The 19,629-nt window shown below is 64.5% G+C and carries 16 protein-coding genes; 2 read left to right on the top strand and 14 right to left on the bottom strand.

Annotated features, from left to right (window positions below):
- Positions 1-3: 3 nt before the first annotated feature.
- The 11 genes from BLS75_RS07935 to BLS75_RS07885 all read right to left on the bottom strand — a co-directional run bounded on the left by BLS75_RS07935 (position 4) and on the right by BLS75_RS07885 (position 14,206).
- Positions 4-1,419, bottom strand: coding sequence for a lipid II flippase MurJ (locus BLS75_RS07935; RefSeq protein WP_072450605.1), 1,416 nt, complete (start codon positions 1,417-1,419; stop codon positions 4-6).
- 9 nt (positions 1,420-1,428) lie between these two features.
- Complete coding sequence (locus tag BLS75_RS07930; protein WP_072450604.1) at positions 1,429-2,250, bottom strand: acyltransferase; 822 nt, start codon at positions 2,248-2,250, stop codon at positions 1,429-1,431.
- Complete coding sequence (locus BLS75_RS07925) at positions 2,247-3,665, bottom strand: O-antigen ligase family protein (RefSeq protein WP_015636509.1); 1,419 nt, start codon at positions 3,663-3,665, stop codon at positions 2,247-2,249. Before BLS75_RS07925 ends, BLS75_RS07930 begins: the two co-directional genes overlap by 4 nt.
- Positions 3,665-4,765, bottom strand: a complete 1,101-nt coding sequence (locus BLS75_RS07920) for a glycosyltransferase family 4 protein (protein ID WP_065365489.1) — start codon at positions 4,763-4,765, stop codon at positions 3,665-3,667. Before BLS75_RS07920 ends, BLS75_RS07925 begins: the two co-directional genes overlap by 1 nt.
- Positions 4,756-5,973 (bottom strand): glycosyltransferase family 4 protein, encoded by a 1,218-nt coding sequence (locus tag BLS75_RS07915; RefSeq protein WP_072450603.1) that lies wholly within the window; start codon positions 5,971-5,973, stop codon positions 4,756-4,758. Before BLS75_RS07915 ends, BLS75_RS07920 begins: the two co-directional genes overlap by 10 nt.
- A 2-nt stretch (positions 5,974-5,975) precedes the next feature.
- Complete coding sequence (locus BLS75_RS07910; protein ID WP_065365491.1) at positions 5,976-7,271, bottom strand: cellulase family glycosylhydrolase; 1,296 nt, start codon at positions 7,269-7,271, stop codon at positions 5,976-5,978.
- A complete protein-coding gene (locus BLS75_RS07905; RefSeq protein WP_072450602.1) occupies positions 7,261-8,457 on the bottom strand; it encodes a glycosyltransferase in 1,197 nt (398 codons plus the stop codon). Before BLS75_RS07905 ends, BLS75_RS07910 begins: the two co-directional genes overlap by 11 nt.
- Positions 8,457-10,451 carry a lipopolysaccharide biosynthesis protein gene (locus BLS75_RS07900; RefSeq protein ID WP_072442890.1) on the bottom strand — a complete coding sequence of 665 codons (1,995 nt, stop codon included), beginning with the start codon at positions 10,449-10,451 and terminating at the stop codon, positions 8,457-8,459. The genes BLS75_RS07905 and BLS75_RS07900 overlap by 1 nt, the downstream gene beginning before the upstream one ends.
- An 18-nt stretch (positions 10,452-10,469) precedes the next feature.
- Positions 10,470-11,246 carry a polysaccharide biosynthesis/export family protein gene (locus BLS75_RS07895; RefSeq protein WP_072450601.1) on the bottom strand — a complete coding sequence of 259 codons (777 nt, stop codon included), beginning with the start codon at positions 11,244-11,246 and terminating at the stop codon, positions 10,470-10,472.
- 68 nt (positions 11,247-11,314) lie between these two features.
- Positions 11,315-12,772 (bottom strand): mannose-1-phosphate guanylyltransferase/mannose-6-phosphate isomerase, encoded by a 1,458-nt coding sequence (locus BLS75_RS07890; RefSeq protein WP_015636503.1) that lies wholly within the window; start codon positions 12,770-12,772, stop codon positions 11,315-11,317.
- Positions 12,773-14,206, bottom strand: a complete 1,434-nt coding sequence (locus BLS75_RS07885; protein ID WP_072450600.1) for an undecaprenyl-phosphate glucose phosphotransferase — start codon at positions 14,204-14,206, stop codon at positions 12,773-12,775. It lies immediately after the preceding gene.
- Positions 14,207-14,644: 438 nt separating this feature from the next.
- Between BLS75_RS07885 and yegS the strand changes: the two genes are divergently transcribed.
- Positions 14,645-15,544 (top strand): lipid kinase YegS, encoded by a 900-nt coding sequence (gene yegS, locus BLS75_RS07880; RefSeq protein ID WP_072450599.1) that lies wholly within the window; start codon positions 14,645-14,647, stop codon positions 15,542-15,544.
- 1 nt (position 15,545) lies between these two features.
- Here yegS and BLS75_RS07875 read toward each other — a convergent pair whose 3' ends face one another.
- The 3 genes from BLS75_RS07875 to BLS75_RS07865 all read right to left on the bottom strand — a co-directional run bounded on the left by BLS75_RS07875 (position 15,546) and on the right by BLS75_RS07865 (position 18,070).
- The gene (locus BLS75_RS07875) at positions 15,546-16,205 is read right to left on the bottom strand and encodes a response regulator (RefSeq protein WP_011062481.1); all 660 of its coding nucleotides are present in this window, start codon (positions 16,203-16,205) and stop codon (positions 15,546-15,548) included.
- Positions 16,202-17,095 (bottom strand): sensor histidine kinase, encoded by an 894-nt coding sequence (locus BLS75_RS07870; RefSeq protein WP_072450598.1) that lies wholly within the window; start codon positions 17,093-17,095, stop codon positions 16,202-16,204. Before BLS75_RS07870 ends, BLS75_RS07875 begins: the two co-directional genes overlap by 4 nt.
- Before the next feature lie 537 nt (positions 17,096-17,632).
- On the bottom strand, positions 17,633-18,070 hold the full coding sequence (locus tag BLS75_RS07865; RefSeq protein WP_015636500.1) for a hypothetical protein: 438 nt from the start codon (positions 18,068-18,070) through the stop codon (positions 17,633-17,635).
- A 561-nt stretch (positions 18,071-18,631) separates the two neighbouring features.
- On the opposite strand from BLS75_RS07865, the gene BLS75_RS07860 reads away from it, so the two are divergent.
- The gene (locus BLS75_RS07860; protein WP_011062478.1) at positions 18,632-19,567 is read left to right on the top strand and encodes a chemotaxis protein CheV; all 936 of its coding nucleotides are present in this window, start codon (positions 18,632-18,634) and stop codon (positions 19,565-19,567) included.
- Positions 19,568-19,629 lie beyond the last annotated feature (62 nt).

Below are 19,629 nucleotides of genomic sequence, written 5' to 3'. Positions count from 1 at the left end.
GGTTCAGGTCAGGTTCTGGCGCCAGGGCCGCAGCCAGGCCGCGAGGATCAGCAACAGCAGCAGGCCGCAGGCGCTGCTCAGGCCCAGTTGCCACCAGATCGAGGTCAGCGGATGCAGGAACAGCGCCGCCAGGGCCATGCCACCCAGGCCGATCAGCCAATGACTGCGCCAAGGCACCAGCCCCAGCAACTGCTGGCGGCGCATCAGCAGCAGGCCGGTGAGGATCACCCCGCAGATCGCCGCCAGGGCGATGCCGATCAAACCGAGGAAATACGGCAGCGCCGCCAGCAGCAGGGCATTGAGCAGGCTGCCGGCCAGTTCGCAGTTGAGCGGCATGCGGGTGTCGCCGGCGGCATAGGCGTAGCGCGCCAGCAGGGCGTTCCAGGCGCCGAACATCAGCGGTACCGAGAACCAGGCCAAGAGCTCCGGCAAGGGGCTGTCCGCCGCTTGATCGGGCAGCAGCAGGTGCACCAGCGCGGCGGCGGCGCCAATCAGCCCGACCACCGCAGGAATGGTCAGCAGGGTGGCGCTGCTCAGGCCTTTGCGCAGCAGGTCCAGGCGTTGTTCGCCGGAGCTGCCGCTCATCAGCCCGAGCAGCACCTGATTGAGGCTCATCAGGGCGATCAGCGGCAGGTTGATCAGCTTGCGTGCCAGGTTGATCCAGGTAACCGCCCCTTCACCCAGCAATGAGGCCGCCATGCGCTCCAGCAGGGCCAGGCCCTGGCTGGCGAGGTTGCTGCTCAGCAGCGGGCCGATGCGTTGCAGCAACTCGCGCCCGGCCCCGGGCGCGGCCTGCATGCGCCAGGGCTGCCAGCCATCGCGCAGCAGGCTCGGCAACAGCACCGTTGGCATCAGCAGGCTGCCGAGCACACAGGCCGCGGCCAGCCCGGTGGGGGTGGCGGCATGGTGCAGGCTTGCCAGGTAGATCACTGGCGGCAGGTTGAACAGCAGCGAGCCCAGGCCCGCCAGGACAAAGCGGGCGCGAGCCTGCAGAGGGACGCAGAACAGGCCGTGGAGAATGAACCCCGGCGCGCACCAGGCCAGCCAGTGCAGGCCGCCGCTGGCCAGGGCATAACCGTCGCTGCCCAGGCCGGGGCCGATCAGGCGTACCCATAGCGGCGCGCCGAGGCTCAGCAGCAACGCCAGCAGCAGGCCACACAGCAACAGGCGGGGGGCCAGGGCACTGAGCCAGGCCTGTTGCTCCCCGGCCGAGCGCTGCTGGTACAGCGGCAGCGCGGCGGCGCTCAGCAGGCCCGCAGCCAGGGCCATGCGCAGGGCCTCGGGCAGGAACATCGCCACCAGGAAACCATCGCTCTGGCCACTGGCGCCCCAGGCCGCCACCAGCAGCCATTCCCGGGCAAAGCCGGCGGCCAGCCCGGTCAGGGTGGCCAGGGTCAACCACAGCGTCGCGCCGAACATGGGCCGGGCTTAGTGGAACAAAGTGAACAGGCCTTTGCCGCCCACTTTGTAGTTGAGGTTGCGGCAGCGCTCGCCCTTGATCGCCGCGTCCGGCCCGCTGACGATGGCGTAGGGCGGTACCGGCTTGGACACCACGGTCTGCCCGCCGACCACCGCGCCTTCGCCGATTTCGGCGCCAAACGACAGCAGGGCGCGGCTGGCGATCCAGGCGTAGTCATGGATGTAGATCGGCCCGCCGATGGCCCAGAATTCCGGCTCCTTGAGGTCGTGGCCACCGGCGATGATCAGCACATGGGAGGCTATGGTCACATGGTCGCCAATGATCAGCCCGCCCCGGGCGTCCAACTGGCAGTGCCAGGCCACGGTACTGTCCTGGCCGATGCGCAGGCTGTCGACACCCAGCACCTCGGTATTGCGCCACACCGTGGAGCCCTTGCCGATCTTCGCGCCGCCAAGGCGCAGCCAGAACAGGCGCAGGGTGTGGCTGGGGATCTTGCAGATGAGGATGTTGTAGATCTGCTCCCAGACCCGCAGCATGCGGTCGCGCAGGGTCGGCCAGTTGATTCCGTACATGGGAATCAGCGCCCCCTTGAGTTCGTGGCCCAGCAGTTTGTAGAAACGCCGGGGCAGGGGCGGCTCGATCTTCGATTCGATGTTCAGGTAGCTGATGTAGGTCAGCACGTTGCCCTTGAGCGGTTGCTCGAACACGACGTCGTTCTCCAGCATCCACTGATAGGCCGCCTCCAGTTCTGCAAGGCTCACCCCCATTTTCTGCGCATAGTCAGGCAAGGCCTGTTTCAGGTTCTGCGAGTGGAAGAGGCGATGTTTCATGGCTGGATTCCTGAGGGTGGGGAGTCTGGAGTAACCCTGGGCGCCGCAGCGCCGGCCTTGAGTCGCAGGCGTCTGGCTTCATGCAGGTTCAGGCCCAGCAGCAGCCAGAACAGGGCGATCAACACCTGGGTGAAGCTGAAGTAATGGTCGAACAGGCCGCTGATCAGTGCGGCGCTGAGGCCGGCGCCGCTGCCCAGCCAGAGGGCGTTGTCCCGATTCAACTGGATGGCCACCCCGGGAACCCGGGTTTCCCGCCACCAGCTCCAGATCACCGCGACGAACAGCAGCATGCCGGGCACGCCGATCTTGTAGATGTAGTTCAGCCACAGGTTGGAAATCCCCCACAGGCCGGTGCCGGGCACGGGTGGGTCGACCTTGAAGCCAATGCCGAAGGGGAACATCGCCATGGCGGCGGGGAAGTGCGAGTACTCGTCGACCCGCACGCTGGTGCTGGCATCGTTGGAGGTGAACAGGGTCAGCAGGCGGTCCTGCAAGGGCGGATAGGACATCAGCAGCAAGGCCCCCAGAACGAAGCCACCCATCAGCATGCGCCCGGTGTAGGGCACCCGCTGGCGGGCCATCCAGATCAGCACGATCAGCAGGCTGAGCAAGGCTCCGCGAGAACCGGAGAGCAGCAACCCGGCGGCCCCCAGCAAGGCCACCGCCAGGCCGAGGTTACGCTGCCAGCCGCTGCGGGTCAGGCCGAAACAGAAGGCCAGGGGCAGCAGCAGGGCCATGGCGCCGCCGGTGACGTTGGGGTGCATCCACGGCGAGCCCATGCGATTGGCCAGGGCGCTGAGGCTGTCGCCCAGTACCGCGATGCCGCCGTAGCCGAGCTTTTCGAGGATCGGGGTCATGGCCGTGGCGCTGCCGTTCTTCAGAAACACCGGGATCGACAGCAGCAGGAGCAGCAGGGTCCCCAGCAACAGGCCACAGACCAGTTGCTCCCGGGCCTTGGCTTGCTGCAACAGGCGCCGCACCAGAAACAGCGCCGAGAGGTTGAGCAACCAGCGGACCCAGTTCACGGGGCCATTGCCATCGGCGTTCACCGTCACCTGGCCGATGATGAAGGGCAGGGCACTGAAGGCCATCAGGGCCAGCAGCAGCTTCTCGGTACGCAGCAGCCTGGGCGGCCGGGGCAGGTTGGAGAACAGCCCCTGGGCCAGGATGCTGGCCCAGACCAACAGCAGCAGGGCTTCGGAGACGGTGGTGCGCAGGCCGATCTGCACCGTCGAATAGGGCAGGAAGGTCGCCAGTACCGCGAACAGCAACAGCCCGCGCATGGGCTGGCGGACCACGGTCACCGCCGCTGCGATGCCGACCATCAGCACCAGCACCTTGAGCGCTGGCAGCAACCAGATCAGCACGCCGAAAACCAGGCCGAAGATCAGCGCCAGCGGCAGGGCGATGGGCATTACTTGAGCTCCTCGAGCAATTCATTGAAGCGCTGGCGATAGGCATCCTCGGCGTAGCCGGCCGCCCAGGCCTTGAGGGGGGCGGGGTCTTCCGGCGGGGCGCTGGCCAGTTGCACCATCAACTGGCTCAGCGCGGCGCTGTCGGTGGGCGAGAAGCGCGGGCTGCCCGCCGGGGTGATCTCGTCCAGGGCCGAGCCGCTGGCCACCGCCACCGGAGTGCCGACACTCAGGGCCTCGATCACCGGCAGGCCGAAGCCCTCGGCGTAGGAGGGCTGCCACAGGCGCTGGGCCTGGCGGTACACCCCATGCAACTGGCTGTCGCTGAGGTCGTTGAGAAAGTGCAGGCCATGCACGGCGCGCAGCTCGCTGGGCAGGTGTTCCGGTGCGCCGATCAGCACCAGTTCCGGTACGTCCGGGGATTGCTGGCGCGCGGCCTGCCAGGCGGCGACGAACCAGGGAATGTTCTTGCGCGGCTCGCGGGTGCCCACCGCCAGCCAGTAGCGCTCGGGCAGTTGCAGGTCGCGGATGTCGGCGGGTTCGCCCTGGAAACCGGTAACCAGGTTGGGCAGCACCCGGACCTTGTCCCGGGCCTGGGGAAAGAGCTTCACCAGTTCGTCGGCGGTGTACTGCGAAGGTGTCCAGATGCGGTCCGCCTGCTTTACCGAATGGCCGATGGAGAGCTTGTCGGTGAGGCCATAGACCCGCTCCTTGAGCCGCGATCCGTGGCTGTTGGTCAGGGTCAGTTGGAACAGGTCATGCAGTTGCAATACATAGCGCAGGTTCTTAGGTTTCCTGCCCAGGGGCAGGCCCATGTTGAAGTTGCAGATGTACAGCTCCACCTCGGCCTCACGCAGGGCCTCGGGCAGAAAACCGCCCTCGAAGCGCAGCCGGTTCGGCAGGCGATGCACCCCCTGCAGTGGTGCGCCCCACCTGGGGCAATGCACCCGGCGGCGCAGCGGATGGTCTTCCGGGGCGACGCCGAACAATTGCAGGCTGACCTGCGGATTGGCGCGCAGGGCGTCTTCCAGTGCCAGGTTCTGCCGGCCGATACCACTGTTGCTGTAGCCCGCGGCGGGGCGGTAATCCAGACCTATGCGCATACGGACACTTCTTCTTTGTCAGAGGGGAGTTGGTGATAGACCGCTTCCAGCTGGGCCGCCGCGGCGCTCCAGTCATGGTGGGCCAGCACGTAGTCGCGCCCGGCGGCGCCGATGCGTTGCAGGCGCTCGGGATCGGCCAGGGCCTGGGCGAGAATCTGCGCCAGGGCCCCGGGATCTTCGCTGCCCAGGTAATGCTGGCCGTTCTCCACCTGCAGCCCGGAGCTGCCCTGGGCCGTGGTGACTACCGGCAGGCCGGCGGCCATGGCCTCCAGGACCTTGAGCTTGGAGCCGCCGCCCTGGCGCAGCGGGGCGAAGAACAGCGCCGAGCGCCGTTGCAGGTCCCGCAGGTCGGGGACAAAACCCTGCCACTCGATGCGCGGGTCGGTCCAGCGCTGGCGGAAACTGTTCGGCAGGGCGTAGCCGCAGATAGCGAAGTGCACCTCGGGGTTGATGGCCCACAGGCGCGGCAGTATCTCTTCCAGGGCCCATTGCACCGCATCCAGGTTGGGGCTGTATTCGTAGTTGCCGATAAACAGCAGGCGCTGGCTGCCAAGGTCCGGTTGCACCGCGGCGTAGTGCCCGCAGTCCACGCCGTTGACCACCACCGCGGCCGGTTTGCCACTCAGCCGGGCCAGGGTCAGGGCGTCCTGTTCGGTCACCGCGATGACCCGGGCCGCCTGCTGGAACACCCGGCGTTCCCAGCGCCGATAGCGCCATTGGTCGTAACGGGTAAAGGGTTTCGACCAGGCCGGCAGGCGGTCGTAGCTGGCGGCACCGAGGGCCGACTCGACGTTGTGTTCGGTGAGGATGAACGGGCGCTGCAATTGCTTGAGCGGCTGTTCGAAGGGCTGGAAGCTGTAGCTGTGCTCGATCTGGATCACGTCCCAGGGTTCCTCCAACAGCTCGCGAAAACGCTGTTGCAGCGGCACGGCCAAGCCGTTGACGTCGGCCAGCATGGGGTAGGGCGCGAACAGCACCGAGAACAGGGTCTTGAGGCTGCGCAACGGCCGCCGCGGCAGCACGATCAGGCGTTCCAGCCAGGGCTCCAGGGCCGCGCGGGTGGCGTCGTCCAACGGGGTTTTCGATTGCACCAGCAAGGTGATGCGGTGCCCGCGGGCGGCCAGGGCCCGCAGCAGGTGGTATTGCCGGGTCTTGCCGCCGCTGGTGGCGGGCCAGGGCAGGTAGGGCAGGGTCCAGAGGATTTTCATGCTCACCACACCAACAGTTGAAGGCTGGTTTTCAACGGCACGCTCAGGCCCGCTTGCCCGCTCAGCTCGGTGCGGGTGCCGGTCAGCGGATCATGCAGCGTGGCCGCGTTGAGCCCGGGAACCTGCAGGCTGGCGCCGCTGGCGCTCCAGAACATCCAGACGTGGGAGCCGTCGGGCCGGGTCCAGGCGATGCTGTACAAGTCGCTCGGGGCGTTGCTCAGGCCGGGGGGATCAGCCGGGGCCAGGCTCGGCCCGGTGGTGTCGAGAAAATATTTGAGGGCGTTGTAGACCGGCTTGGGTTCGCCGGCCAGGTCCACCAGCCCGTAGGACTGGTCGCGGTTGCTGGCGCGGGCATCCAGGTCGCTGAGGTTGAACAGGAAGATCCGCTGGTAGTCCATGGCCGCCATCAGGGCCAGGCGGCGCAGGGTGTAGTCGGCCTGGCCGTTGACGCCGATCATCGCCTGCATTTCCCGGGCTCCGCTGGTGTAGCTCGACCAGCCCCACTCGGTGGCCCAGACCTGTTGCACGCCCTGGCTGTGCAGCGCGTTGTTGAGGAAGTTGCCGCGTACGAGGAAATCCTGGGCCGCGGCATCGTCGCCTTCCGGGAGCTCGGAATAGGGGTGGTAGGCGGCAATCAGGTTTTCCGTGCCCAGGCCCTGTTGCAGCAGGTCTTCGAGCATCAGCCCCGGGGTGCTGCGCATCTGGCTGTAGTAGGCCATGCCCGCGGTCGCTACAGGCTTGTCGGGAATCGCCGCGCGAATGGCGCTGGTGGTGGTCGTGAGCAACTGGTCGTAGGCGTCGGGGTCTTCCTTGGGCAGCCAGACGATGTTGGGTTCGTTCCACACCTGCCAGGTGTTCACCTGGGGATAACGCTGGGCGAGCATTTTCATGCGCTGGGCGAAGACGTTGAAGTCCTTGGGCGGGTACTGGTCGGAAGGGGGCGAGCCGCTGGGCACGTTGGCGGCGAAGGGCGCCGAACCCACCATGTAGGCCAGGACCCGGTACTGGCGGCCCTGCATGGCGTTCATCGCGGCGTCCAGGGTGTCCAGCTGCAGGTCATTCTCGCTGGGTTCGATCATGGCCCAGTGAATGGCCAGGCGGACCCAGCTCAGGCCCAGGGCATCGAGCCGGTCCATCTGCTTCTGGTAGACGCCGGGGGTGAAGTACTGGAACTGCGCGTTGACCCCGAGAAAATCCTTCCACACCACCGCTCGCGGCGCGCGCAGGGTGGTATCCGCCAGGGCGTTCCAGGACAGGCAGGCGAGCACCAGCAGGGCAATCGCCGAGCTACGTCGCATAGGCATGGGCCGGGCCTCCACAGGCATCGCTGAACACCCGGGCAAAGCGCTCGGCGGTATGGCTCCAGACCCGCCGGGAGCCGATCACCGCAGCGTGCTCGGCCCAGCGCTCCACCCGTTCCGGGCTGGCGCACAAGTGGCTGAGTTCGGCGGCCAGGGCGGCGACGTTGCCCTGGGGAAAGATCACGCCGTTGTCCTGGGCCACCTCTTCGGCGAAGGAGCGGGCGTCGGAGGTGATGGCGCCGCGGCCGCAGGCCACCGCCCAGGACAGGGCGCCGCTGGTCCCCCGTAGCGTGCCCAGGAGCTTGAGCTTGCTCGACTCGCGGTAGGGCAGGACCATCACGTGGTGGGCCTGGATCACCTTGGGAATGTCCGTGGCCGGCAGGTCCAGTTGCCAGTCGATGCTGTCCTGCAGGTTCAGGCGCTGGATGTGCTGGCGCAACTGGTCGAGGTAGCTGCCGGCGCTGCCGAAGGCCATTTCCGGTTCACTGCCCCCGGCCAGGGTCAGGCGCATGCGCTCGCGCATTGCCGGTTGCTGGGCGAAGGCCATGGCCAGTGCATCCAGCAGATCCTCGATGCCCTTGCCGCGGTAGATGAAGCCGAAATACAGCAGCCTCAACGGAGTCAGCGGCGGCAGCGGCCGGGCGGGGATGGCCAGGTTGCCATGGGGGATCACCACCATCTGCTCCGCACGCAACCCCATGCGCTGGCGCAGGCAGGCGCCGCCGGCGTGGGTCAGGGTGATCAGCCGGGTGAGGCTGCGGGCCAGCTGCTTTTCTTCGTGCAGGCACAAGGGGTCGGTCAGTACCGTGGCGATCTGTGGCAGCGGTGAGGGCAGCCGCGTGGCCAGGGACAGCGGCCAGGGCAGGCTGGCCCGGCGCCAGACCAGGCGTTCGGGGTCGTGCACCGTGGCGCTCAGCGGCAGGCTGGGGAAACGCTCGCGCAACGCCTTGAGGGCATGAAACTCCGCCAGCCGGCCACCGCCCAGCTCGGCGTGCACCAGGTCGATCCCCTGCCAGTCACTGTGCGCCACCCGCTCGATGGCGCGTTGCGGGTCGTTGCCCAGCCCGGCCAGCGGCGTGCTGACTTTCAGCCCCAGGCCTTCCAGGGCGGCACGCAGGTGCGCGGCGTAGTCGGCAATGCCGTTCTGCTCGGGAGGCATGGGTGCCAGCAGGGCAATGTGCATCAGTGGGGGCTCCTGATCCGCGCCAGGAAGTTCAGCACGTTCTCCGGGATGCCGAAGCGCCGGCGGTTGATGATGATGCCGTCGACCCGCTTGAAGGCGGTGGTGAGAATCGACAGGGCGTTTTGCAGCACGGGCACCGTGGTGGTTTCGGCTTCGACGATCAGGGCGATCAGGTCGGCCTCGCGCAGGCTGACGAAGGCTTCCTGGTTGGAGAAGAAGCCCGAGGCTTCCAGCAGGACGATTTCGCCGGGCACCGCGTTGGGTGCGCCATTGACCCGCACCACGTGCCCGCGCTCCTGGAGCAGGTCGCGCAGGTGCGCGGTGACGAAGCTCACGCCTTCGCCGCGGCGTGCCGAGGTCAGGCCGATCACCAGCCCCTGCAGGGCCACCTGCTTGAGGGGCAGGATGCCGTACAGGCGGTAGAGGCTGGCGGTGAAGGCGCTGTTGCGTTGCGGCAGGTGGCTGTCGAGGTCTTGCAGGCTGGTCCAGACCTTGACCCCGAAGCGCTCCTCGATCTGGTCGCCGTCATGGATGCGCTGGTCCAGCAGATAGAAGAAGTACAGCGCCAGTAGGCCCACCGCCAGGCTCAGGGGGATGGCGGCGAGCAGCATGCTCAGGCTCTTGGGAAAGACCCGGCTGGGTTTGAAGGTGGCTTCTTCGATCACCGCGATGTTGCTGATCTGGCTCTGGTCCAGCTCGCGGTCGATGCGGGCTTTCTCGGTGCTGTCGCTGTACAGCGCGAAGCTTTTTTCCGCCGCGCTCAGTTCCCGTTGCAGGCGTGCCAGTTCAGGTTCCACGGCCAGCGCCTGGCGCCGTTCCTGTTCGAGCTTGAGCAACTGGGTTTCCTGCTGGGCGGCCTGGGTCTGCAGGCGGCTGAGGCTGGCCTGCTGGTCGGCGAAGCTGTTCTGCAGGCGGGTGTAGACTGGGTTCGGGGCCAGGTTTTCGCTGCGTTGCACAGTGCCGCTTTCCGATTTCAGCAAGGCTTGCAGGTTGGCGATTGCCGCATCCATGGCGCGAACCGGAGGGGCGCCTTCCTTGAAGGTGCGGAGCATTTCCTGACGCTCGATCTGCTTGGCGTTGATCCGCTGCTGCAGGTCCTGGCGGTCCGGGTTGAGGCTCATCTGGCGGCCGATGCTGATTTCTTTCTTCATGCTGTTGAGCTGCTTCTGGATGGTCTCCAGGCCGCTGCGAGTGGACGCCACTGCTCGGGTGGTATTGAGGTGTTCGCCCTTGAGGTTGTTGAGATTGCGCGAGATATCGTTCAGGCGCTCCTCGATGCTCACCGCCCCCAGTTGGTTCAGGTAGTCAGCGATCTGCTTCTTGTAGCCGAGAATGCGCTGGTTGGTGGCGCCACTTTCGGTTTCATAGAAGGCGTACAGGCTTTTGCGCCCGAGGGTTTGCGCGCGTTCCTGCTGGTACTGCTCGATCCAGCTCTTGACCACTGTCTGGGCCACTTTGGGGTCGTTCCAGGTAAAGCTCACTTCCATCACCGAGGAGCCTGCGGCGTGGGTCACGCTGAAGCTTTTCAACATGCGTTCGGTCAGGCGTTCCACCGGGGTCTGCTTCTCCACCAGGCCCACCAGTTGCAGGGCCCCGCGCAGCAGGTCGACGATGCCTTCCACCGCGCCCTTCACGGCGTTCTTGAGGGTGGCCAGGGCACCACTTGGCTGGGGCTGGCGGGACAGGTCGTCGAGGTACTTTTCCGCCACTTTGCGGGCGATGGGTTCGCCGCCGAGGATGCGCTCCTCATCGATGATCGGATCACGCTGGGCGCTGGGAATCACCACAGCCTGGCGATCGGCGATCTCGATCGGCAGGGTGCTGGTGTCGCGCCCCGGCTTGACCAGCAGCAGGGCGGTGGACTCGAAGCGATTGGGCAGCAGGAAGGCACCCAGCAGGATGATGACGAAGGTCACCAGGACGGTGATCTTGACCTCGCGCTTGAAGATGAAGAACAACCGCAGCAAATCGCGAAAGGAACGGATATTGATCATATGGGCTGTCCTTGGCGATCAATTGGTGGATTGACGGTTGATTTCGTAGCTCGCCCCGATGCCGATCGACTTGGTGAACGGAATCAACTGGTTGAGGTACACGTCCACCCACTCGATGCCGTTGCCGACGCTGGACTTGGGCACGAACACCACATCGCCGCGTTGCAGCAGCACCGGGGCGGCGCCGGCGTTGCCGGCGATCATGAATTTGCGGTAGTCGAAGAAATAGGTCTTGTAGCGGCCGTCCTCGCCCTCGCGCAGCAGGGCGATATTGCGGCTGTCGCCCACGTTCAAGAGGCCCCCGGCGCCGACTATGGCCTGCTCCAGGGTGGTGGTCACGGTCACCGGCAGGGACGCCGGGTTGCGTACCGAGCCGCCGACGAACACGGTGTTGCCCGGTGCCTGGTTGATGTTCACGGTCAGTGCCGAGTCCTGATAGATGTTCTTCAACTTGTTTTCCAGGACCTGGGTCAGTTGCTGCGGAGTCAGCCCCGCGGCCTTGACCTGCCCGGCGTAGGGGTAGGCGAAGGTGCCATCGTTGAGCACGGTGAACAGCGTCAGTTCGTAGATCGAGTTGGCGGTGAATGCCGAGATCGATGGCGCCTCACCAGTGTTGCGGACGATGCGCAGGGTGTCCCCCGGGCGAATCCGCTGGGGCGGCAACGGCTGGCCGGCCAGGGCATCGCCGGCCCGATGGGCGGCCTCCAGGTCCTGGCTGGGCGGCAGTTCCACCTTTGCCGGAATGGAGCAGGCGCAGAGCATGAGAACACTGGAAATCAGCAGGAGTCTTTTCATCGAGCGGTCTTCCTGGCGTGCATAGTCACAACTCCCTGTCGGGCCAGATTGCTGCTTGGAGCGTCAGTTCAGGTCTTGGCGGCTTCGGCGGGAGCCCGCCCGTAAATGTCGTTGAAGCGCACAATGTCGTCTTCGCCGAGGTACTCACCGCTCTGCACTTCGATCATCACCAGGTCGATCACCCCGGGATTGACCAGGCGGTGAGTGCGGCCGGGCTTGATGAAGGTCGACTCATTGGTATTGAGCAGGAATTCGTCCTCACCATTGGTGACCCGGGCCATGCCGCTGACCACGATCCAGTGTTCGCTGCGGTGGTGGTGCATCTGCAGCGACAGCGAGGCATTGGGCTTGACCATGATGCGTTTGATCTTGAAGCGCGGCCCTTCCTCGAGCACGGTGTAGGTGCCCCAGGGGCGGGTCACGGTGCGGTGCAGCTTGTAGGCGTCGTGGCCCAGGCGCTTGAGTTCCTGGGCGATCAGCCTGACGTCCTGGCTGCGGTTGCCGTCGGCCACCAGCAGGGCGTCCGGAGTGTCGATGATGATCAGGTTGTTGAGCCCGACCCCGCCCACCAGGCGCTTGCGCGAGTCGATATAGCAGTTGCTGACATCGTGCAGCACGGTCTCGCCGTTGCACTGGTTGCCATGTTCGTCCGCCGGGGTCAGCTCGCGCACTGCCTGCCAGGAGCCGATGTCGCTCCAGCCCAGCTGGCAGGGCACCACGGCGACTTTCTTCGAGCGCTCCATCACCGCGTAGTCGATGGAGATGTCCGGGGCCTGGGCAAAGCTGTCGCCGTCCAGCTCCACCTGCAGTTCGTGCTTGCCTTCCTTGCGGTGGCTCTGCTCCAGGCAGTGTTCGACGGCGCTGACCACCTCGGGCACGAACTCGCGCAGCTCCTGCAGGATCACGTCGGCACGCATGCAGAACATCCCGCCGTTCCACAGGTGCAGGCCGCCATCGACATAACGCTGGGCGGTGGCGGCGTCGGGTTTCTCGACGAAGCGGCTGACCTGGAAGCTGTCCTTGTTCAGGCCCTGGCCTTTCTCGATATAGCCAAAGCCGGTCTCGGCGTGGGTGGGTACCAGGCCAAAGGTCACCAGCCAGCCTTGCTCGGCCAACTGCCGGGCGCTGTCCACGGCGTTGGCGAAAGCCTGCACATCCTTGATCAGGTGGTCGGCGGGCAGCACCAGCAGCTGTGCGTCATCGCCATACAGGCGGCTCACGTGCAGGGCGGCGGCAGCGATGGCCGGTGCGGTGTTGCGCCCGAACGGCTCAAGGATGAAGTCCAGCTCCACCCTGGCCTTGTTCAGCAGGCGATAGTCGTCGAGGGTGCGAAAGAACACCTCGCGGTTGGTCACCGTCAACAGGCGGCCGACGTCCTTGAGCGCGGTGGCGCGCACAAAGGTTTTCTGCAGCAGGCTTTCGCCGTCTGGCAAGCGCATGAAGGGCTTGGGCATCGCCTCGCGGGATACCGGCCACAGGCGGGTGCCGGCGCCGCCAGCAATGATGCAGGGAATGAGTGTGCTCATTCAGAAGGCCTCGCGGGTCATGATCACGGATGGAACAGTGCGGAAGAGAATGTACAGGTCGAACCAGACCGACCAGTTTTCGATGTATTCCAGGTCGAACTCGACACGTTTCTCGATTTTTTCCAGGGTATCGGTTTCGCCCCGATAGCCGTTGATCTGCGCCAGGCCGGTAATCCCCGGCTTGACCCGGTGGCGCGAGGTGTACTCCTTGACCGCCTCTTCGAAGAGAATGCCGGCGGCCTTGGTCGCGGTGGCATGGGGGCGCGGTCCGACCATGGACATGCTGCCGCCGAACACATTGAACAGCTGGGGTAGTTCATCGAGGCTGGTCTTGCGAATGAAGCGCCCGACCCGGGTGATGCGCGGGTCGCCCCGGGTGGTCTGCTTTTCGGCATGTGCATCGGCCATGTGCTGGTGCATCGAGCGGAACTTGTAGACCTCGATCAGCCGGTTGTTGTAGCCGTAGCGTTTCTGCTTGAACAGCACCGGGCCGCTGGAGTCCAGCTTGATCGCCAGTGCCACCAGCAGCATCACCGGCGACAGCAGCACCAGGGCGATGCTCGACAGCACCATGTCTTCCAGGCGCTTGAAGAACGGCGACCAGCCCCGCAACGGTACTTCGGAGGCGTTGAACATCGGCAGGTTGGCGACTTCGGTGATGCGGTTGTGGGCGTGCCGGAAGGCCACCATGTCGGGCACCAGCAGCACGTTCACCGGCAGCCTTCGCAACTCGCGGATGACATAGGCCATGCGGTTTTCCGCCGACCAGGGCAGCGCCACCAGGACCTGGGTAACCTTTTCCTCGCGGATCAGCCGCTCCAGGTCGCTGGAGTTTCCCAGCAGCGGCAGGTTGCACAGGGTCTTGGGCAGGCGGCCGATGCGGTCGTCGATGAAACCGGTCACTCCGGAGCGGATGTCCTGATGCTGGGCCAGGTATTCGGCCAGGCGCTGGCCGTTTTCCGTGGCGCCGAGAATCACCGCGTTCTGCAAGAACACGCCGCGCTGCATCAACTGTTGGAAAAGGGTCAGCAGCACCAGGCGCTCGATGCCGAACAGCACGAAGCTGCCGGCAAACCAGCCGAACAGCTCGGGGTTGCCGATGGTGTTGAACATCTTCATCGAGTGATGCATGAACAGCAGCACGCAAAAGGACGAGGCCCAGGCGAAGAGGGTCAGCTGGAAGCGCAGCTGGTTGCTGAAGATGGATTCGGCGTACACCCCCAGGGCCTGGAAGATCAGCACGCTGATGAGGGCGAAGAACACCAGCAGGGTCAGGTCGCTTTTCAAGGCATCCTGGCTGTTGTTGGACAGCAGGATCAGCAATAGCCCGGGAAGGATTGCAGTCAGCCCATGAACCACACGGATGCCGAACAGGAAGTACTCGACCATGCTGGGGCGAGTCAGTAACAGGCTGTCTACAGGTTGCAACCGCATAAGATCAATTCCCTCGACCTAAGGCACATCGGTTGACTGGAGAGATCGCGAGGAAGTTCGCAATGTTTGCGACTTCCCGTCGTCTGGTCCCGGCACCGAAAAAAGCCACGTCCCTTCATCCCCAGGCGTGGTCGGCATTCAAGTGGGAAAACCGTGCCCTCTGCGTATTCAGGTGGGGCCCCGGCGCCGGTCAAGGTGATGACCTGCACTTCCTCATCTAAACGACAGGGGTCAGTAAAGCTCATGAAACAGCGACCCGCTAATTGGAAGCCGGACCGTGCCGGACGAATCCCTGCCTCCCTGCGGCTAAGCTGCCGGATTGCCGGGGGGGCCATGGCCAGACTGCTTCCGGCAAAAAAATAAATTCCGACGACAGACTTTTTCTGCGGGCGGCAGGGTCAACATCCTTCATGGAATCCATAACCGGAGTCAGGGCTGATGAGTGAGCGCAAGGCATTGTTGATACTGCACGGCAAACAGGCCCTCAACGAGGAGGTGCGCGCGGCCGTCGAGGCCCGGCGCGCCGCCGGCTGGGACTTGCAGGTGCGCCTGACCTGGGAGGCGGGGGATGCCCAGCGCCTGGTGCAGGAGGCGTTGGCTGCCGGCCATACCCGGCTGATTGCCGGCGGTGGCGACGGCACCCTGCGGGACATCGCCGAAGCCCTGGCCAATGCCGACGCCCCGGCCAGCCTGGTGCTGTTGCCGCTGGGCACCGCCAACGACTTTGCCCGGGCTGCCGGCGTGCCGCTGACCCCGGCGGCGGCCCTGGACCTGCTGGATGTGCCGGCGCGGGCGATCGACCTGGGGGAGGTCGGCGGGCAGATGTTCCTCAACATGGCCACGGGCGGCTTTGGCAGCCAGGTCACCGCCAACACCTCGGAGGATTTGAAGAAGGTCCTGGGGGGCGCGGCCTACCTGTTCACCGGTCTGTCACGTTTTGCCGAGCTGAGCGCGGCCTATGGCGAGTTGCAGGGGCCGGGTTTCCACTGGCATGGCGAACTTCTGGCCCTGGGTATCGGCAACGGCCGTCAAGCGGGCGGCGGGCACGAGTTGTGCCCGGGGGCCCTGGCCGATGACGGCTTGCTGGATATCAGCATCCTGCCGGCGCCCCAGGAACTGGTGGGCACATTGAAGAACCTGCTGGCGGGCGGGTTGGGGATCGACAATCTGTTTGTCCGGGCACGCCTGCCCTGGGTCGAGATCAAGGCGTCCCGAGGCCTGGACATCAACCTCGACGGCGAGCCGCTGCAGGGCGATACCTTGCGTTTCACCGCCCGTCCTGGCGCGTTGCAGGTGCATCTGCCCGAGGATTCGCCGCTGCTGGGAGGCGCCCGCTGAGTCAGTCGTCGAGGCTGATGATGCGTTCGCGCACGGCGAACAGCACCAGCCCGGCAACGTCGAAGATCTGCAGGCGCTTCATGATCTGCGAGCGGTGGGTTTCCACGGTCTTGATGCTCAGGCCCAGGCCCAGAGCGATCTCCCGGGTGGATTTGCCGCGCACGATCAGCCGCAGGATCTCCAGCTGGCGGGCCGTCAGGTTGTGGTTCTGCTCCGGTGGCGGAGGTTGCTTCTGAGCCCGGGTCAGGGCCTGGTTGATCACCGTGTGGGCGATGGCCGGGCTCAGGTAGCGTTCATTGTTGCGCAGGGCCTGGAGGGCGTGTTCGAGTTCTGTGGCGGTGGTGTCCTTGAGCAGATAGCCGTGGGCGCCGCATTCCAGGGCCTGCATGATCAGGGCCGGGTCGGTGTGCATCGACAGGATCAGCACCTTGCTCTGCGGGTGGAGCGCCTTGAGCCGGCGCAGGGCGTCGAGGCCGCCGGTGTGTTTCATCGACAGGTCCAGCAGGATGATGTCCGGATGCAGCCTTTCGACCATTTCCAGCAGGAACGAGCCATCGTCCGCCTCACCGATCACCGCGTATCCGGGAATGTCCATGACCAGGGCACGCACGCCAGCCCTGATGAGCGAGTGGTCATCCACCAAGAGTAAATTACAGGTCAATGTAAAACCTTATTCGTGCTGGCCCGCTCCAGAGTGCGAGGGGCCCAGGGAAAGAGTGCTTCGATCTGTGTGCCTTGGTCGGCCTCGCTGGTGACCTTCAACAGGCCGCCCAACTGACTGATTCGTTCCTGCATTCCGGCCATGCCGCGCTGGCCCTGGGCGCCCGGGTCGCTGGCCGGGGCGAAACCCTGGCCATCATCGCTGATGAACAGCGACAGGCCTTCGGGCAGTCGTTGCAGGCGTACCAGCAGGTTTTTCGCCTGGGCGTGGCGCAGGATGTTGGTCACTGCTTCCTGGGTGATGCGAAACGCTGCAACGGCCATTTCCTCGGGAATGCCCGCCAGGCGCTGGTGGCACTCCAGGCTCCAGTGCACCGAGGTGTTTTCCAGGGTCTTGAGCAGGTGGGCGCGCAGGCTGGCTTCCAGCCCGAGGCTGGCCAGTTGCCGCGGGTTGAGGATGGCGGAGACGTCCCGCACCTTGGCCAGGGTCTCTTCCAGGGTGGTGCCCAGCACCACGCAATGTTCTTGCAACTCGTCCGGCAGGCGGCGCTTGAGCCAGTCGGTCTGCAGCTTGGCGGCGGTCAGCAGTTGGCCGATGTCGTCATGCAGTTCACGGCTCAGACGGTGCCGTTCGTTTTCCTTGACCTCCAGCAGGCGCTCGGCGAGTTCCTGGGGCTGGAAGCGGATGGATTTGCGCGAATAACCGTATTGCATCCAGATGCAGGCCAGCGCCGCCACGTTGATGACCAGCAACCCCAGAGGCAGAGGCCGGCCCAACCAGTAGACCAGCACACTGGCCAGGGTCGAGCAGGAGCACAGCAACAGGCTGAGCCAGCGCAGGTGATCACGGGAGGGGGGCCAAGAGAAGAATGACTTGAGGCTGGCGTACATAGCGGATGGAGCCAATGGATGTTCGCTGCGAAGAGCCCGGTCAAGTATGGATGACGAGGCTTGTTTGGGAAACGATGCTCTTTGAATACCCGGTTTCAATCAACGCTGTCTGTTCGTGTTGTACAGGCTGAGTAGTAACTGCCGCCATTGGAATCAATGTGCCATTAACTGTGTCCGTTTATGCGCCGCATAATACCACCGAAGATACCGTCGGTCGCGTTTATACGCTCAGTCATATAGGACTTCAGAGTCAGGAACTGGAGGGTAGCGGTACGTCGGTACCATTGGCGCCACGTGCGCCCGAACATCGCGCAAAGTGTGCTGGGGAGCGGGTTTGCCCGCATGCACAGCGCGTTGAACAGCAAGTCCCGGTGACCTTGCTAGTTGGCTTTATGGAGTGATTGATGTCGCTCTTGGGTATGAATTAATCAATAACGACCGGGTGCTTGGCAGTTGGCCCGATATTTTGTCGATGTTGTGCAGTAGGGCGGTGATCGGCGAGAGTTTTATCCGCTGCCCCGCCGGATAAATACAACTTCAGTGGCTGCAAGATGGATATGTGCAGTTACAGTTCTGTCCCACTTGCTCCGTCAGTTCTTCGATCAGCATGACTTGTTCGCTGTCGTCCAGATTGAGCTGGCCGTTGCGCGGGTCGATCAGTTCCAGTTGCCAGGCCATCAGCGTCAGGCAGCTCTTCAAGGCGTCGAGGATCGGATCGTTGAGGTCCAGGGGATGGGGGGTGCGCTTGAGCACGCCATGAATATGCAGGGAGAATTCGGCCAGCGGGCTGACTGCGTGGCGGGCCGCGGCCTGGGCCAGGCTCAGCAGGCTGGCGAGCAGGCAGTTGATGGCTTCTTCATCGTTTCTGATCAGGTGCAGGTGGCTCAGGCAGTCTTCCGATCTGGCCAGCAGGGCCTGGGCTTCAAGCAGGAACTCGGGCAGCGGTGTGGCGCACTCGTGGCCGTCCTTTAGCATGCTTATCTCCATGACTGCGTGTCCGATGGCTTGATAGGGCGTTGGCTGAACGGTTTGCAAGTTGGACGCGATAGGTGCAGCTGGATTGACGTTATAGCTGAATGCTTGCCTGCGGTCGCAGCCTGCCGAGCGAGTCGAGTGGCCTCGAACCCGGTCCGTGCGCGCATGCCGGCCACAGCAAGGCGGCGCAAGCGCGCTGGGGCAGGATGAGCGAGGGTAGTGGGGCTTGAAAGGGGGCCAAGCCACCTTTCTGCGATCAAAAACAAAAGCCTGACTCCGTTCATGCAATGAGAATGGCGTCACATTAATGGCTATTGGATATCGCGAATATCAGGCTGGTCCTGATTGTTGATAGGGGATTCCCCTAGGCACGGGAACCTTGCACCGAAATAGAGGTCTGGCCGGCGCAGAGGGTGGTGCTGAATTGACCGCGCCAGTAAAGCATGATGTTAATGTGACATCAACGGCTTTGTGTGGCAATTTGCATGCGGGTCAAGATACGGCAGACCCGGCCGATATCTGTCTTTAGTGAATTCATCAGAACAAGCCCAGGAGTCATTAATGGCCGGCATTCTCGACACGGTAGATCAACGCACGCAACTGGTGGGTGAGAATCGCCTGGAAATCCTCATGTTCCGCCTGGCCGGCCGGCAACTGTTCGCGATCAACGTGTTCAAGGTCCAGGAAGTGCTGCAACTGCCGAAGCTGACGCTGATGCCTCAGCGCCATCCCTTTGTCTGTGGGGTGGTCAATCTGCGCGGGCAGACCCTGCCGGTCATCGATCTGTCCCAGGCCATCGGCATGCGCCCGCTGGTCCCGGGCCCCAACAGCACCATCATCGTTACCGAGTACAACCGCTCGGTGCAGGCGTTCCTGGTCGGTGGCGTGGACCGCATCGTCAACATGAACTGGGAAGCCATCATGCCGCCGCCCACCAGCGCCGGGCGCCAGCATTACCTGACCGCCATCAGCAAGGTCGATGACCAGTTGGTGGAAATCATCGACGTGGAAAAGGTCCTGGCGGAAATCGTGCCCTACAACGCCAAGGTTTCCCGGGACAAGCTGGAAGATCCGGTGCTGGAGCGTGCCCGTGGCCGCGAAGTGCTGCTGGTGGACGACTCCAACGTGGCCCTCTCGCAATTGCGCGACACCCTCGGCCAGCTCGGGGTCAAGATGCACATCGCCAGTGATGGCCTCAAGGCCCTGAACATGCTCAAGGCCTGGGCCGACACCGACGTGGTGATGACCGACAAGCTGCTGATGGTGTTCACCGATGCGGAAATGCCGGAAATGGACGGCTACCGCCTGACCACCGAGATCCGCAACGATCCGCGTTTGCGCGGGCTTTATGTGGTGCTGCACACCTCCTTGTCCGGCAGCTTCAACGAATCGATGGTGAAGAAGGTCGGTTGCGACAACTTCCTGTCCAAGTTCCAGCCGGACAAGCTGGTGGACGTGGTCCGCCAACGGCTGATGCTGGACGAAGCCGACGCCTGACACGGGCCTTGCGCCGGCGCTCCTTTGTTTCGGCTAGATGCTGGTATAGGGTGAGCGCTTTT

It is taken from the genome of Pseudomonas sp. NFPP12 (genome assembly GCF_900103205.1).
Taxonomy (GTDB): domain Bacteria; phylum Pseudomonadota; class Gammaproteobacteria; order Pseudomonadales; family Pseudomonadaceae; genus Aquipseudomonas; species Aquipseudomonas protegens.
The sequence above is the reverse complement of the archived record's forward strand: the minus strand, read 5'-3'. Positions and strand labels throughout refer to the sequence as shown.

Coding starts and splice junctions, on each gene's coding strand:
- BLS75_RS07895 (WP_072450601.1), bottom strand. CDS start 11,246: ATGAAAAGACTCCTGCTGATTTCCAGTGTTCTCATGCTCTGCGCCTGC.
- BLS75_RS07935 (WP_072450605.1), bottom strand. CDS start 1,419: ATGTTCGGCGCGACGCTGTGGTTGACCCTGGCCACCCTGACCGGGCTG.
- BLS75_RS07865 (WP_015636500.1), bottom strand. CDS start 18,070: ATGCTAAAGGACGGCCACGAGTGCGCCACACCGCTGCCCGAGTTCCTG.
- BLS75_RS07910 (WP_065365491.1), bottom strand. CDS start 7,271: ATGCGACGTAGCTCGGCGATTGCCCTGCTGGTGCTCGCCTGCCTGTCC.
- BLS75_RS07900 (WP_072442890.1), bottom strand. CDS start 10,451: ATGATCAATATCCGTTCCTTTCGCGATTTGCTGCGGTTGTTCTTCATC.
- BLS75_RS07925 (WP_015636509.1), bottom strand. CDS start 3,665: ATGCCCATCGCCCTGCCGCTGGCGCTGATCTTCGGCCTGGTTTTCGGC.
- BLS75_RS07870 (WP_072450598.1), bottom strand. CDS start 17,095: ATGTACGCCAGCCTCAAGTCATTCTTCTCTTGGCCCCCCTCCCGTGAT.
- BLS75_RS07860 (WP_011062478.1), top strand. CDS start 18,632: ATGGCCGGCATTCTCGACACGGTAGATCAACGCACGCAACTGGTGGGT.
- BLS75_RS07885 (WP_072450600.1), bottom strand. CDS start 14,206: ATGCGGTTGCAACCTGTAGACAGCCTGTTACTGACTCGCCCCAGCATG.
- BLS75_RS07915 (WP_072450603.1), bottom strand. CDS start 5,973: ATGAAAATCCTCTGGACCCTGCCCTACCTGCCCTGGCCCGCCACCAGC.
- BLS75_RS07905 (WP_072450602.1), bottom strand. CDS start 8,457: ATGCACATTGCCCTGCTGGCACCCATGCCTCCCGAGCAGAACGGCATT.
- yegS (WP_072450599.1), top strand. CDS start 14,645: ATGAGTGAGCGCAAGGCATTGTTGATACTGCACGGCAAACAGGCCCTC.
- BLS75_RS07890 (WP_015636503.1), bottom strand. CDS start 12,772: ATGAGCACACTCATTCCCTGCATCATTGCTGGCGGCGCCGGCACCCGC.
- BLS75_RS07930 (WP_072450604.1), bottom strand. CDS start 2,250: ATGAAACATCGCCTCTTCCACTCGCAGAACCTGAAACAGGCCTTGCCT.
- BLS75_RS07920 (WP_065365489.1), bottom strand. CDS start 4,765: ATGCGCATAGGTCTGGATTACCGCCCCGCCGCGGGCTACAGCAACAGT.